This is a genomic window from Nocardia sp. NPDC004582, from assembly GCF_053602115.1.
The window spans coordinates 1-13281 of sequence record NZ_JBSGCY010000056.1 but is presented as its reverse complement, the minus strand read 5'-3'; the positions used below and the strand labels follow the sequence as shown (position 1 = coordinate 13281).

The 13281-nt window shown below is 68.1% G+C and carries 15 protein-coding genes; 3 read left to right on the top strand and 12 right to left on the bottom strand.

Annotation, left to right across the window (positions count from 1 at the left end; all coding sequences use genetic code 11):
• The first annotated feature begins 44 nt into the window (after positions 1 to 44).
• Positions 45 to 1148: an alpha/beta hydrolase gene (locus tag ACWELJ_RS17515; RefSeq protein ID WP_452367164.1), complete on the top strand. Its 1104-nt coding sequence runs from the start codon at positions 45 to 47 to the stop codon at positions 1146 to 1148.
• A gap of 63 nt (positions 1149 to 1211) precedes the next feature.
• Here ACWELJ_RS17515 and ACWELJ_RS17510 read toward each other — a convergent pair whose 3' ends face one another.
• Positions 1212 to 1658: a MarR family winged helix-turn-helix transcriptional regulator gene (locus ACWELJ_RS17510; protein WP_452367163.1), complete on the bottom strand. Its 447-nt coding sequence runs from the start codon at positions 1656 to 1658 to the stop codon at positions 1212 to 1214.
• 55 nt (positions 1659 to 1713) lie between these two features.
• Between ACWELJ_RS17510 and ACWELJ_RS17505 the strand changes: the two genes are divergently transcribed.
• Positions 1714 to 2760, top strand: coding sequence for a hypothetical protein (locus tag ACWELJ_RS17505; protein ID WP_452367162.1), 1047 nt, complete (start codon positions 1714 to 1716; stop codon positions 2758 to 2760).
• On the opposite strand, the gene ACWELJ_RS17500 is transcribed toward ACWELJ_RS17505, so the two are convergent.
• Positions 2757 to 3296 carry a TetR/AcrR family transcriptional regulator gene (locus tag ACWELJ_RS17500; protein ID WP_452367161.1) on the bottom strand — a complete coding sequence of 180 codons (540 nt, stop codon included), beginning with the start codon at positions 3294 to 3296 and terminating at the stop codon, positions 2757 to 2759. The genes ACWELJ_RS17505 and ACWELJ_RS17500 overlap by 4 nt on opposite strands.
• Positions 3297 to 3406: 110 nt before the next feature.
• Here ACWELJ_RS17500 and ACWELJ_RS17495 point away from each other — a divergent pair, with 110 nt between their 5' ends.
• Positions 3407 to 3820, top strand: coding sequence for an organic hydroperoxide resistance protein (locus ACWELJ_RS17495; protein WP_452367160.1), 414 nt, complete (start codon positions 3407 to 3409; stop codon positions 3818 to 3820).
• 6 nt (positions 3821 to 3826) lie between these two features.
• Here the strand turns inward: ACWELJ_RS17495 and ACWELJ_RS17490 are convergent, their stop codons facing one another.
• The 10 genes from ACWELJ_RS17490 to pgeF all read right to left on the bottom strand — a co-directional run bounded on the left by ACWELJ_RS17490 (position 3827) and on the right by pgeF (position 12957).
• A complete protein-coding gene (locus ACWELJ_RS17490; protein ID WP_452367188.1) occupies positions 3827 to 4318 on the bottom strand; it encodes an NlpC/P60 family protein in 492 nt (163 codons plus the stop codon).
• A gap of 316 nt (positions 4319 to 4634) precedes the next feature.
• Positions 4635 to 4895, bottom strand: coding sequence for a type II toxin-antitoxin system RelE family toxin (locus ACWELJ_RS17485; RefSeq protein ID WP_452367187.1), 261 nt, complete (start codon positions 4893 to 4895; stop codon positions 4635 to 4637).
• Positions 4895 to 5167 (bottom strand): type II toxin-antitoxin system Phd/YefM family antitoxin, encoded by a 273-nt coding sequence (locus tag ACWELJ_RS17480; RefSeq protein WP_452367159.1) that lies wholly within the window; start codon positions 5165 to 5167, stop codon positions 4895 to 4897. The genes ACWELJ_RS17485 and ACWELJ_RS17480 overlap by 1 nt, the downstream gene beginning before the upstream one ends.
• A gap of 116 nt (positions 5168 to 5283) precedes the next feature.
• A complete protein-coding gene (gene ileS / locus ACWELJ_RS17475; RefSeq protein WP_452367158.1) occupies positions 5284 to 8439 on the bottom strand; it encodes an isoleucine--tRNA ligase in 3156 nt (1051 codons plus the stop codon).
• A gap of 340 nt (positions 8440 to 8779) precedes the next feature.
• Entirely contained in the window at positions 8780 to 8989 is a 210-nt protein-coding gene (locus ACWELJ_RS17470; protein WP_452367186.1) for a hypothetical protein, read from the bottom strand.
• A gap of 126 nt (positions 8990 to 9115) precedes the next feature.
• Complete coding sequence (gene wag31, locus ACWELJ_RS17465) at positions 9116 to 9946, bottom strand: DivIVA-like cell division protein Wag31 (RefSeq protein WP_379106458.1); 831 nt, start codon at positions 9944 to 9946, stop codon at positions 9116 to 9118.
• A gap of 72 nt (positions 9947 to 10018) precedes the next feature.
• On the bottom strand, positions 10019 to 10321 hold the full coding sequence (locus ACWELJ_RS17460) for a YggT family protein (protein WP_213560475.1): 303 nt from the start codon (positions 10319 to 10321) through the stop codon (positions 10019 to 10021).
• A gap of 226 nt (positions 10322 to 10547) precedes the next feature.
• Positions 10548 to 11342, bottom strand: a complete 795-nt coding sequence (locus ACWELJ_RS17455; protein ID WP_357287422.1) for a cell division protein SepF — start codon at positions 11340 to 11342, stop codon at positions 10548 to 10550.
• A gap of 104 nt (positions 11343 to 11446) precedes the next feature.
• A complete protein-coding gene (locus ACWELJ_RS17450; RefSeq protein WP_452367157.1) occupies positions 11447 to 12220 on the bottom strand; it encodes a YggS family pyridoxal phosphate-dependent enzyme in 774 nt (257 codons plus the stop codon).
• The gene (gene pgeF, locus ACWELJ_RS17445; RefSeq protein WP_452367156.1) at positions 12217 to 12957 is read right to left on the bottom strand and encodes a peptidoglycan editing factor PgeF; all 741 of its coding nucleotides are present in this window, start codon (positions 12955 to 12957) and stop codon (positions 12217 to 12219) included. The genes ACWELJ_RS17450 and pgeF overlap by 4 nt, the downstream gene beginning before the upstream one ends.
• Between the last annotated feature and the right edge of the window lie 324 nt (positions 12958 to 13281).

Genomic DNA, 13281 nt, shown 5'->3' with positions numbered 1-13281 from the left:
GGTCGGGACACCCTGTGGATCGAAGGTCGGTTTTGCTAGGCGGATTGGGTACCCGGGCAGCACTGCTCGCGGCGGCAAGTTGTTCCCTTGTCACTACGATCACCACGGTCGCGCCCGCGGGCCCGGCCTTCGCCGCCCCTCCCGATCCGATCACCAGCAGCGCCACGCTCGCGGCGGCAACGGAATCCGAGGACGGCTCGTCGATCGAGAGCTTCGAGGTCCACGACTCGCGCAACCTCACCCTGCTGGTGCACTCGGCCGCCATGGACACCGACATCACCGTGGAGGTGCAGCGGCCCGCCGATCCGTCGCGGCCGCGCCCGGTGCTGTACCTGCTCAATGGCGCCGGCGGCGGCCAGGACACCGCGAACTGGAAGCGCAATACCGACGCCACCCAGTTCTTCATGGACAAGAACGTGAACGTGGTGATGCCCGTCGGCGGCGCGTTCACCTACTACACCGACTGGCGCAACGCCGATCCCAAACTGGGACAGCCCCGGTGGAAGACCTTCCTCACCGAGGAACTGCCACCGCTGGTCGACGCGGCGCTCGATACCGACGGCACGCACGCCATCGCGGGCATGTCCATGTCGGGCACCTCGGTGCTGCAGCTGGCCATCGCCGCGCCGGGCCTGTATCGCGCGGTCGCGGCCTACAGCGGGTGCGCGCAGATCTCCGATCCGGTCGGGCAGAAGTTCGCGAACCTGGTGATCAGCATCGGCGGCGGCAATCCGGTGAACATGTACGGGCCGATGGACGATCCGGCGTGGGCCGCCAACGACCCCTACGTGCACGCGGAAGCCCTGCGCGGCATGGAGATCTACGTCTCCAACGGCAGCGGCCTGCCCGGCAAGCACGACAATGTGGCCGATGTGCGCAGCCTGGGCCCCGCCGACGGCGGTCTGCCGCAACAGATCCTGGTGGGCGGCATCCTGGAGGCGGCCAGCGACTGGTGCGCGCGCAATCTGCGGGCGCGGCTGCGGGACATGAGCATTCCCGCGACCTTCGACATCACCCAGGCGGGCACGCACTCCTGGGGCTATTGGCAGGACGCGCTGCGGTCCTCGTGGCCGGTGCTCGCCAAGGGCATGGGCCTGCCCGACGAGGAATGGGCGCCCGAGGCCGAGCGCTCCGACGGAACCAACTGAGCCGCACCGGATTCGAGCCCTGACGCACGCCGGGTTCCGGGCCCGGCCCGCACCGGTTCAGTCCTAGCTCGCGTCGGCGGCGTTGTAGCGCACCAGATATCCCGCCAGCCGCTCCACATCGGCGTCGTCCCAGTCCCGGAAGCGTTCGGTGAAGGCGGTGGCGCGGCTGCGGGCCGCCGCGCGCGCCACCCGCCGGCCCTCGGCGGTGGCGTGCAGCACCAGGTTGCGGCGGTTCGCCGGATCCACTTCCCGTTCCAGGTACCCGTCGCGTTCCAGCGCGGCCACCTGGCGGCTGACCGTGGATTTGTCGAGGTGGAAGTGCCCGGCCAGATCGGCGGCCAGGCAGCCGTTCCGCTCGATCACCAGGTCCAGGATGCTGGAGGCCACCAGCGACAGTTCGGGGTGCAGTTCGCTGGCCCGGCCGCGGGCGCGGCGGGCGAAGGCGGTGAGCTCGCGCTGTATGACCTCGATCGCATCGGCGCGGCCGGGGAATGCGGATTCACTCTTCATAGTTGTAGACTACAACCTCGCTTGGTTGTATTTACCAACTATTGGAGAAGACTTGATGGCCACCCAACAGATCCGGCACGTCGCCGTACACCTGCTCACCCCGCTGCTCATGTGCCTGGGCATGGGCCTGGCCTACCTGGGCGCGTTCCACCAGCCCGAGCCCAACCACCTGGCGGTCGCCGTGGTCGGCGACAGCCCGCAGGTCAAGGTGCTGGCCCAGTCGCTGAAGGACAAGGGCGGCAACGCTCTCGACGTGATCACCGTGCCCACCCGCGACGACGCGGTCGACAAGCTGCGCCACCGCGAGCTGGCCGGGGCGTACGTGCCCGATCAGCGGACACCCGAACTGCTGGTCGCCAAGGCCGGATCCGACACCACGGCCATGGCCGCCGAGGCCGTGTTCGGGCAGATCGCCGGCGTGCAGAACACGCCGCTCACCGTCACCGACGTCACCACCCCCAGTTCCGGCGACCCGACCGCGCAGGGCATCTTCTTCCTGCTGGTCGCGCTGAGCATCGGCTCCTACGGCAGCGTGGCCGCCATCAGCGCGGCGGGCGCGGGCCTGTCGATGCGGGTGCGCGCACTGATCGGCTTGATCACCTCGTTGCTGGTGAGCCTGATCGGCCTGGCGCTGGCGGGCCCGGTCTTCCACATCGTCGACCACGATCTGGGCGCGATCTGGGGCATGTCGTGGCTGTACTCGGCGGGCGTCCTGGCCATCGGCATCGGCCTGCACACCTTCCTGAAGCGCTGGACCACCCTGGCCATGATGGTGCTGTTCGTGATGCTGAACTTCACCAGCTCCGGCGGCGTCTACAGCCCGTGGCTGCAGAACGACTTCTTCGGCACCCTGCACCGGTTCTGGAACGGCGCGGGATTCGTGGAGGGCGCGCGCAGCCTGCTCTACTTCGACGGCATCGGACTGGGCAGCCGGATGGCGAGCCTGGGACTGTGGCTGGCCGCGGGCGTCGTGCTCCTGGCCGCGGCCGGACTGACCGAGCGGCGGCAGGCCGCGGCGGCACTCGCCCCGAAGCACGCCGCGCCGCAGCCCGCCGCCGACGAGGCCGCCGAGGAGGAGATGGAAGAGGCGGTCGGGGTCTAGCGAATACCCCACTGCGACAAGGCGGTCCGGATGCCCACCCGGACCGTCTCCGCGTCGCCCACGCCCCCGCTGATGGTCACACCGTCGCGGGTCAGCAGCAGGGCGCGGGCGGCGTCCTCGACCTGCGGGTGGCCGGCGGCGCGCAGGCGTTCGGCCATCAGGTCACGGAACCAGGCGCGGTACTCGTCGACGACCTTGCGCACGGCGTGGTCGGAGTTCGGGAACTCTACGGCCGCGTTGAGGAACGGGCAACCCCGGAAGCCCGGGCCGCGACTGAGCTCACCGAGCCGCTCGAAGATACCGACGATGGACTCGGTGCCCGAACCGGGGATGGCCTCCAATGTCTCGCGCTGGCGACCGTATTCGCGGACCAGGTAGGCGACGACCAGATCCTCTTTGGTCTTGAAGTGCCGGTAGAAGGTGGCCTTCGCGATCCCGGCCTCGGCGATGATCCGGTCGATGCCGACCGTGTGGATCCCCTCGGCGTAGAACAGCCGGGTCGCGGTGTCCAGCAGGCGCTCGCGGGCTTCGCTCATGGCTGACCTGCCCTCCTTCTCCCTGATCGGGGCTATGTATTGACGATAGCAGACAGATCTGTCTACCCTGGGTCTCGGACGTGAACAGACAAGTCTGTCTAGGAGATAAAATGCCCGCACTCTTCACTTCATCCGCCACCTCCGTCGGCCGCGAGGGCCGCTCGGTCAGCTCCGACGGCTACCTCGACCTCAAGCTCGCCCAGCCCAAGGAGGCCGGCGGCAGCGGTGACGGCACCAACCCCGAGCAGCTGTTCGCGATGGGCTACTCGGCCTGCTTCGCGGGCGCGCTGCAGGCGGTGGCCCGCAGCCAGGGCGTGAAGCTCGGCGACACCTCGGTGACCGCCGACGTCACCCTGAACAAGGACGACGAGACCGGCTTCGGCATCTCGGTGGTGCTGCACGTGGAGCTGCCCGAGGAGCTGCAGAACGAGCAGGGCCGCGCGCTGGTCGAGGCCGCCCACCAGGTGTGCCCGTACTCCAAGGCCACCCGGGGCAACATCCCCGTGGAACTGGTTGTCGAGTAAGGCGATTCAGAAGAATCGCCGAATGGTGTAGATGTCGAACTCGCTCAAGGGCGTCAGTCCGACGGGCACACCCCAGTTGTACGCGTTCAAGACGTTGCCGCCGCCCGCGTAGATCCCTTCGTGGGAGGCGTCATCGTTGAGAATCAGCACATCCCCGGGCTGCAGCGCCCCGAACGGCACCTCGAGCCCGACCTCGGCCTGCTGCCAGGTGGTGCGCGGCAGATTGATGCCGACGCTGCGGAAGGCCCACTGCACCAATCCCGAGCAGTCCCAGGAATCCGGACCGGTCCCGCCCCACTCGTAGGGCTTGCCGGTCTGGGTTCCGGCCAGCGCCAGCGCGGCCATGGCCCGCGGGCTCGCGATCGGCAATTGCGCCGAGCCGCTGGCACTTCCGGAGAACGATCCGGTCCCGCTGCCGGAGGAGGATCCGGACGCCGAGCCCGAGGCCCCCGACCCGGTGTCGGCGTGCGCGACGCCCGCCCACATCGCCCCTGTCATCGCCATCGCGGCCACCGTCGTGGCCAAGGTTCTGAGCCTGCCGAGCCGGTTGCGAGCCATATGCGAGCCCCTTCATCGGTGGTACCGCGGGAACAGCCGTGCACAAGATCGGTTAGCTACTTGATAGCCGTTCTATCGCACCCGCAACAGCAGCCACAAGGGAACCACGGCTGGCGTGTCTTCCGCCGGCAGACGCCTCCCCAAAGAAACTCCTGGTCAATCGATCCAGACCTCACATAACAAAAAGGAGCGCCTCCCCATCGGGGAGGCGCTCCTTGTTTGCTGGAGTCCCGCGAAGTGGCCGACTCAGAGCGTCCTACCGGTAGGCGTCGGAGCGCTTGGCGACTATGAAAATCGTGACCACACCGGCTTTGTCGTCGATGCTGTAGACGATTCGATACTGGCCGAACCGAACTCGCCAATCGGTCTCGCCGCCCGCGAGCTTCTTGACGCCCGAAGGACGAGGTTCCCGCCCCAGGTCGATGATCGTGCGCAACGCTGCACCGAAGGCCTCGCGGGGCAGGCGCTGCAACTGCTTCAAGACATCGGGGTGGAACTCGATCCGCATCCCGGCCATCACGAGGCGAGGACGTCGGCGGGATCCACCCCGAGGGCATCGAGCATCTCCGCCATCGACATGGTCGAGAAATCGTCGTCGCGCATGCCGCGCAGGCGCAGGGCATCGACCAGGTCGGCGTGCTCGTGCAGCCGCTCGTAGTCGGCCATCGAGATGATGACCGCGACCTCGCTGCCACTGTCGGTGATGATCGCTTCCTCACCCGTGGTGGCCACACCGCGCACGATCGCCCCGAGTTGCATCCGCAGGTCACGCAGGCTGTGTGTACTCATGTCCAACATGTTAATCATTCGGTGCCAGAGATGCCATGGATGGGCGGGATACGAGACCACACCGATACGACAGCGGCGCAGACCCGGAGGTCCGCGCCGCTGTCGAAGGGATTCGGTCAGGCCTTGGTGATCGAGACCTTGACGCCGCCGACGATCTCGGACGCGTCCGCGGGGGCCGCGCCGAATGTCAGTGTGGTGGCGAGGATCTCGCCCGCGATCAGGTCGCGGTGGGTTTCGGCCCAGGGCAGGCGATCCGCCGGGACGTCGAGGACCACGGTGATGCGGTCGGAGACGTCCAGGCCGAGGGACTTGCGGGTTTCCTGGAGGTCGCGGATGAGGTCGCGGGCCCAGCCCTCGGCCTCGAGTTCCTCGGTGACCACCGAATTCAGCACCACCAGACCGGCATTGCCGGGCAGGGCGGAGGTGGACTCGGGTTCGGCGGCGACCAGGCGCTGGGTGTATTCCTCGGGCAGCAGGGCGATTCCGGCGGCGGTCACGGTGCCGTCGGCGGCCTCGCTCCACTCCCCCGCCTTGACGGCCTTGATGACCGTCTGGACGTCCTTGCCGATGCGCGGACCGGCGGCGCGGGCGTTCACCACCAGTTCGAAGCGGCCGTGGGCGGCCACGTCGGTGGTGAGGTCGACCTTCTTGACGTTCACCTCGTCGGCGATCAGATCCACGAAGGGGCGCAGGCGTTCCGCGTCGGCGGCGGCCACGGTGACCTCCGAGAGCGGCAGGCGCACCCGCAGGTTCTGAGCCTTGCGCAGGCTCAGCACCGTGGAGCAGGCGGTGCGGACCTCGTCCATCGCCGACACCAGCTCGGCGTCGTGCGGCAGGACGTCGGCGGCCGGCCAGTCGGCCAGGTGCACCGAACGCTCACCGGTGAGGCCGCGGTAGATCACCTCGGAGATCAACGGCAGCAGCGGCGCCGCGAGCCGGGTCGTCACCTCGAGCACGGTGTGCAGGGTGTCGATGGCGTCGCGGTCCTCCTCCCAGAACCGCGAACGCGACCGGCGCACATACCAATTGGTGAGCGCGTCGGCGAAGGTGCGCAGCTCGTCGCAGGCGGTCGCGATGTCGTACACCTCGAGCGCGTCGGTCATGACGTCGCGGGTCGCCGCCAGCTTCGCCAGGATGTACCGGTCCAGCACGTTCGTCGAATCCGTGCGCCAGGTGCCGGGCTCGGAAGCGTACAGCTGCAGGAAGGTCCACGCGTTCCACAGCGGGCGCAGCGCCTGGCTGACACCCTCGCGGATACCGCGCTCGGTGACGATCAGGTTGCCGCCGCGCAGCACCGGGGACGCCATGAGGAACCAGCGCATGGCGTCGGAGCCGTCACGGTCGAAGACCTCGTTGACGTCGGGGTAGTTGCCCTTGGACTTCGACATCTTGAGGCCGTCGTCGCCGAGCACGATGCCGTGCGCCACAACGGACTTGAACGCCGGGCGGTCGAACAGCGCGGTCGAGAGCACGTGCAGGTTGTAGAACCAGCCGCGGGTCTGGCCGTTGTACTCGACGATGAAATCGCCGGGGCTGTGCGGGGAGGCCTCGGAGGTGCCCTCGAACCATTCCTTGTTCTCGAACGGGTAGTGCACCTGGGCGTAGGGCATGGACCCGGACTCGAACCAGCAGTCGAGGACCTCGGGGGTGCGCCGCATCATCGACTTCCCGGTCGGGTCATCGGGATTCGGCCGCACCAGCTCGTCGATCATGGGCCGGTGCAGGTCGTCCGGGCGCACGCCGAAGTCACGCTCGAGGGCGTCGAGCGAGCCGTACACGTCCACGCGCGGGTAGGCCGGGTCGTCGGAGACCCACACCGGGATCGGCGCGCCCCAGTAGCGGTTACGGCTGATGTTCCAGTCGCGCGCGTTCTCCAGCCACTTGCCGAACTGGCCGTCGCGGATGTGCTCCGGGACCCAGGTGATCTCCTTGTTGAGCTCCACCATGCGGTCGCGGAACTTGGTGACCGCCACGAACCAGGACGGCACCGCCATGTAGATCAGCGGCTGACCCGAACGCCAGCTGTGCGGGTAGGAGTGCTCGATGGTCTCGTGCCGCAACAGCTTTCCGGCGGCCTTGAGGTCCTTGATGATGACCGGGTTGGCGTCGAAGACCATCAGGCCCTCGTACGGCGGCACCATGGAGGTGAACTTGCCGCCCGCGTCGAGCGGCTGCACGATGTCGATCCCGTTGGCGGAGGCGACATCCATGTCCTCCTCACCGAAGGCGGGAGCCAGGTGCACGATGCCGGTGCCGGAGTCGGTGGTGACGTAGTCGGCGTTGAGCACGCGGTGCGCGCGCGGGTGGCCGAGGAAGAAGTCGAAGGGCGGCAGGTAGTTCAGGCCCTCGAGCGCGGCGCCCGAATGCTCGGACAGCACCTGCGGCTCCTCACCGAACTCACGGGTGTAGTGCGACACCCGCTCGGCGGCAACCACATACCGCTTGCCGTCCTTGCCCTGCACGTGCGCGTAGGTGACGTCCGGATGCACGGCGATGGCGAGGTTGGACGGCAGCGTCCACGGCGTGGTGGTCCAGATCAGCGCGTTGGCGCCGTCGAGCGCGTGCAGCGGGTGGTCGGCCGGGACCCGCAGCACCATGTCGACGGTGACCGCCGGGTCCTGGCGCATCCGGTAGGAGTCGTCCAGGCGCGCCTCCTGGTTCGACAGCGGGGTCTGCTCGTACCAGCTGTAGGGCAGCACCCGGAAGCCCTGATAGACCAGGCCCTTGTCGTACAGCGACTTGAACGCCCACATGACCGACTCCATGAAGTCGAGGTCGAGGGTTTTGTAGTCGTTGTCGAAGTCGACCCAGCGCGCCTGGCGGGTCACGTAGTTACGCCATTCGTTCGTGTAGCGCAAGACCGAGGATTTACACGCGGCATTGAATTCCGCGAGGCCCATGGCATCGATCTGTGATTTGTCCGTGATACCGAGCTGCTTCTCCGCTTCGATTTCCGCGGGCAGGCCGTGAGTATCCCAGCCGAAACGCCGTTCGACCTTCTTACCGCGCATGGTTTGGAAACGCGGGATCAAATCCTTCACGTATCCGGTCAGCAGATGACCGTAGTGCGGCAATCCATTGGCGAAGGGCGGGCCGTCGTAGAAGACGAATTCCTCTGCCTCGGAACGGTTCTCGATGCTGGCGCGGAAGGTGTCGTCGGCGGCCCAGTAGTCCAGGACCCGCTGCTCCAGCTCGGGGAAGGAGACCTGCCCGGCGGTCCGGCTCAGGTCCGCGCGGGGATATGCGCTTCGGGTGCTGCTGTCGTCCGCCATGGCGGCCTCTCGTCTCCTCGTGCCTGCGTCGTGGGCACGGGGACGATCCCGGCGCTCGGCGCGCCGTAACCGCGGTACCACCCCGCTTGCCCGGCCCCCGCGGAGCACGCGACCCTGACGGATCACGAAAACCCTTGCGAAACCGAGCCTCTCGTTGCGAGCTGTGACGGGCTCACCCGTTCGGTTCTACTGGGCGCCCCCTGCTCGCGGCAGGTCGCGCCGTTCTTCCGAAGACTCCCCGGTGATGGCCGGATCGACGCCGTATTGCTGTCTACATACTAGCGGGGCGGGTCCAGGGGTTATTCCCCGGACCCGCCCCGAAGCGCTTACCGTGCGCCGCCTAATGCCTGGCGTGCCGTCCGCCCGGTGGTGACGAGGAGGCGTCCTCCTCGTCATCGGTCCGCAGCGACAACGCACTGACGAGCAGCAGCACCGCGCCGATCACGCACACGATGATGCAGCCCCATGCCCAGATCACCGAACCGGTGGTCAGTGCGGTCACCAGCAGGCCGAAACCGACAGCGGCCAACCCGAGCGTCACTGCGAGCAAGTGCACCACCCCCTCGTTGGGCTTCGATGGCGACCGCCATCGGAGGACTCGAAAGGTTGGCGGCGAGGCCGGATCGCCCGGGTGGTCACCCGATGCGGCCCGGCGACGCTGGCCGTAGTGACGACTTTACTTGCTGCCCTTGAGGAGTGCGCCGTTGCCGGAAGCGTCCTGGCCGAATTCGCCGCCGTCGACCGGGACCGCCGAACCACGGTTCTCCAGCTCCTCCAGCTGCGATTCCAGGTAGGACTTCAGGCGCACGCGGTACTCGCGCTCGAAGGTCTTGAGCTGCTCGATGCGGCTCTCCAGCACGCTGCGCTGCTGGGTGATGGTGGCCATGATCTCGGTGTGCTTGCGCTCGGCGTCGGCCTGCAGCGCGTCGGCCTTCTCCTTGGCCTGGCGCAGCTGGGAATCCGAGCGGGTCTGCGCGTCGGACAGCATGGCCTCGGCCTTCTGGCGCGCGTCGGCGATCATCGCCTCCGAGCGGGTGCGAGCGTCGCTGACCAGGCGCTCGGAGTTGCCGCGGGCGTTGGCCAGCAGCGACTCGGCCTCGGTCTTGGCGTCGGAGGTGAGGCGGTCGGCCATCTCCTGGGCCAGCGAAAGCACCTTGGCGGCCTGCAGATTGGCGTCCGCGGAGGGCGCCTCGGCCTTGACCGCGGCGACGGGCGCCGGGGCCGGCATGGGGGCCGGGGGCACCGGCGGGGCGGCCTTGATGGGCTCCGGCGCGACCGGGGCCTTCACCGGCTGGACCGCGGGGCCGCGGTTCTTCTTGGCGTCGGACAGTTCCGCGTCCAGCTCGGCAACACGCTGGCGAAGATCCGCGTTCTCCTCGATGAGGCGTGAGAGCTCCTGCTCGACCAGGTCGAGGAAGGCGTCGACTTCATCCTCGTTGTAGCCGCGCTTCCCGATCGGCGGTTTGCTGAACGCGACGTTATGAACATCGGCGGGGGTCAGCGGCATGGAACGATCCCTTCACGCTTCGTATGGAGATCTAGCGGTAGATCTGGGCAAGCATTCTTTCGGCTCATTCTGTCACACCTGAGCTACCGACTGCCCTATCTGGCCCGTGATCGACATGAGGATGAACACGATAAACAGCAGGACCATAATCGACAGATCGAGCCGAATTCCCCCAAGATTCACTGGGGGTATCAAACGCCTCAGAAGTTTCACCGGGGGGTCTGTGATCGTGAAGATCACCTCGAGGATGACCACGACGAAGCCGGTCGGCCGCCAGTCGCGCGCGAAGCTGCGGATGAACTCGACGATGACTCGACTGATCAGCAGCAGCCAGAAGAGGAACAGCAGGAGGTTCAACACCTGGAACAAGGCCACCGCACCACTCTGCCTGACAAACCATGATCGGCAAAACAGAAACACGGATCGTGCCGGTCACATCCGGTGCTGACGCGGCATGGCCGCAAGACTCCCCCATGATTCCCCCGCGACCCTCGGTCGCAACCCCCTGGACGCGGCGCATCGCGCTGCCGCCGTGCGTGTTCGACGCGCTGGGCGCCGGCACCGGCTGACGCCGCCGTTCCCCACGGCAGCGGCAGCTGGGCTACTTCTGGTTGTAGAAGCCGTTTTCCGCGATGCGGCGGCGCTCCTCGGCGGAGACGTCCACATCGGCGGGTGAGAGCAGGAACACCTTGGTGGCCACCTTGTCGAACGAGCCACGCAGGGCGAAGGCCAGACCGGCGGCGAAGTCCACCAGACGACGCGCGTCGGAGTTGCTCATCTCGACCAGATCCATGATCACCGGGGTGCCGTCGCGGAAGCGCTCACCGATGATCGCGGCCTCGGCGTAGGTGCGCGGGCGCAGCGTGGTGATCTTGGACAAGGTGCCTCCGTCCTCGAAGATCTGGGGACGGCGGGCCGCCTCGATGCGGCGCTCCTGCTCCCGCAGCTCCTCGATGCGCCGCTCGGCGTCGGTGTCCATCGCCAGTGCGCCGCGGGTGCTCGCACCGCCGCCCATGGACCGGGTACGGCTGGACGGTGCGGTGTCGATGCGGGTGGGGCGACGCGGGGCGTCGTAGCGGGCGTCGGCGTCGTAGCGGTCGCGCTCGCGGTGATCGCGCTCGCGCTCGCGGAGCTCGTCGGCGTAGTCGTCGCGCCGGGAGGTGCTGTAGGCCGGCTTGTAGGGGGCCTTGTACGACGGCTCGTAGGCGGGCTCGTCGTCGTAGCGGTCCTCGCCGTATCGGTCGTAGTCACGCTCGCGTTCGGCGTAGGGCCGGGGACGACGCTGGCCACGCTCATCGGCGCTCCGGGCGGCTCCGCGGTCGTCGACGTAATCGTCTTCGTAATCCTCGAGCGGAACCATCCCGAAGTACGCCTTGAACTTGTGCAGCGTGCTCATCTGGTCGACCTTCCTTCGGCCCCGGTTGGCCTGGGGTGTTGTCCTGCTCAGTCCTCGTCTGCCACCAAGCATATGTTTCAAATGTGACTGGTGAGGTTTCTTTGCTACGCCGAGGTTATCGGTCGCGCGCCCATAAGCGCAGTACCGACACGCACGCACGTACTGCCGTGGCGGATGGCCGACTCCAAGTCGCCGGACATGCCCGCCGACAGTTCCTTCGCATCGGGGTGAACAATCGTTAATACAGAGTGGATGCGGGCCAGTTGCTCGAACGCCGCATCGGGCTCCACATCCAGCGGCGGGATCGCCATCAGGCCCGCGAGCTGCAGCGATTCCGAGGCCGCGACCTGATCGGCGAGCGCGCGCAGCGCGTCGTCGCGGACGCCGCCGCGGGCCGGATCGGCGTCGAGGGACACCTGCAGCAGCACCCGTAAGGGGGCGGTCCGGGCGCCCTCGTCCAGCGCGGCCCGCGCACCGGCGTCCAGCGCGCTCGCGAGCCGCTCACTGTCCACCGAGTAGACCGTATCCGCCCAGCGTGCAACGGCTTTCGCCTTGTTGCGCTGCAGTCGCCCGATGAACTCCCAACGTATCTGGGACAGGTGTCCCAGCTGCGCCACCTTGCCCGCGGCCTCCTGTTCGCGGGACTCCCCGAACTCCCGGCGGCCCAGGTCATAGAGGATCTCGATATCCGAGGCGGGGAAGAACTTGGTCACCGGCAGCAGCCGCACCGACCCGGGTTCGCGGCCCGCGGCCGCGCACGCTGCGTCGATTCGCTCGATGAGTGCCGACAGGGCGGTCCCGAGCTCGGCGACGCGACCTCCGCCGGACGTGACGTGCGCCGCATCGGATCCCGCTGCGGCGGTGAAACTTTCGGTCATTCTGAAACCCCCTCGGGTGACATCCAAATCACACCGGCGAGTCGGCCTGTCGGCGCGCCGCGGCGGTGGGAGAACAAGGTCTTGTCCTCGATGGTGCACCGGGGATCCATCGCGACGGCGCCGACACCGGCCGCCTCCAGCTGGCGCCGGATGCCCGCGCGCAGATCCAGGCCGGGCGTGCCCTTGGCGGTGGTGGTCGCGCTGCCCGGCAGATGCGCCTCGACATCGGCGCGCATGGCCGCGGGCACCTCGTACTGGCGGCCACTGGCGGCCGGGCCGAGGAACGCGCCGATCCGCTCGGGCTTCGCGCCCACCGACACCATGGCCTCGAGCACCCGCGGCACGATCCCGATGCGCGCCCCGATCCGGCCCGCGTGCACGGCCGCGATCACCCCGGCATCGTCGTCGGACAGCAGGATCGGCACGCAGTCGGCGGTGAGCACCACCAGCGCCAGGTTGCGCTGAGTGGTCACCAGCGCATCGGTGGCGGGCACCGGCTCGGCGCGCGGCCCGTCCACGATCTCGACATTGCGGCCGTGGATCTGTTCCATCCACACCAGCCGGTCCGGCGTCAGCCCGATGCTCTCCGCGAGCCGAACCCGATTGCGGCGCACCGCCTCCGGATCATCGCCGACATGGTCGCCCAGATTGAACGAGTCGTAGGGCGCTTGCGAGAACCCGCCCGCTCGCGTCGTCACAACCCGTCTGGTCCGGAAAACAGGTGCCGCTGAAGTCATGCCACCGAGGGTAGTAGCCACCCCGGGGCAACCCGGAATCAGATAGTGAGCGCGACCGGAAACACGAACGCGCCTGCCCTCTCGGGCAGGCGCGTTCGAATCGCGTTCCGTGACAGCGCTCGGCATCAGCGCGGGCGGGATCAGCCGCAGCGCGTGACAGGTGTCATCCGCGGCGCATGAAGTGCGGGACGTCGACATCGTCGTCGTCGGCGTCCGGGGGCTGAATGTGGCCGCGGGTGTTGCTCGCCACGGTCGGGTCCACGGCGGGCCGGGGCGCGCTGTAGGACGGGGCCGGGCCGCGTTCGGCGATCGGCTGCGCGACCG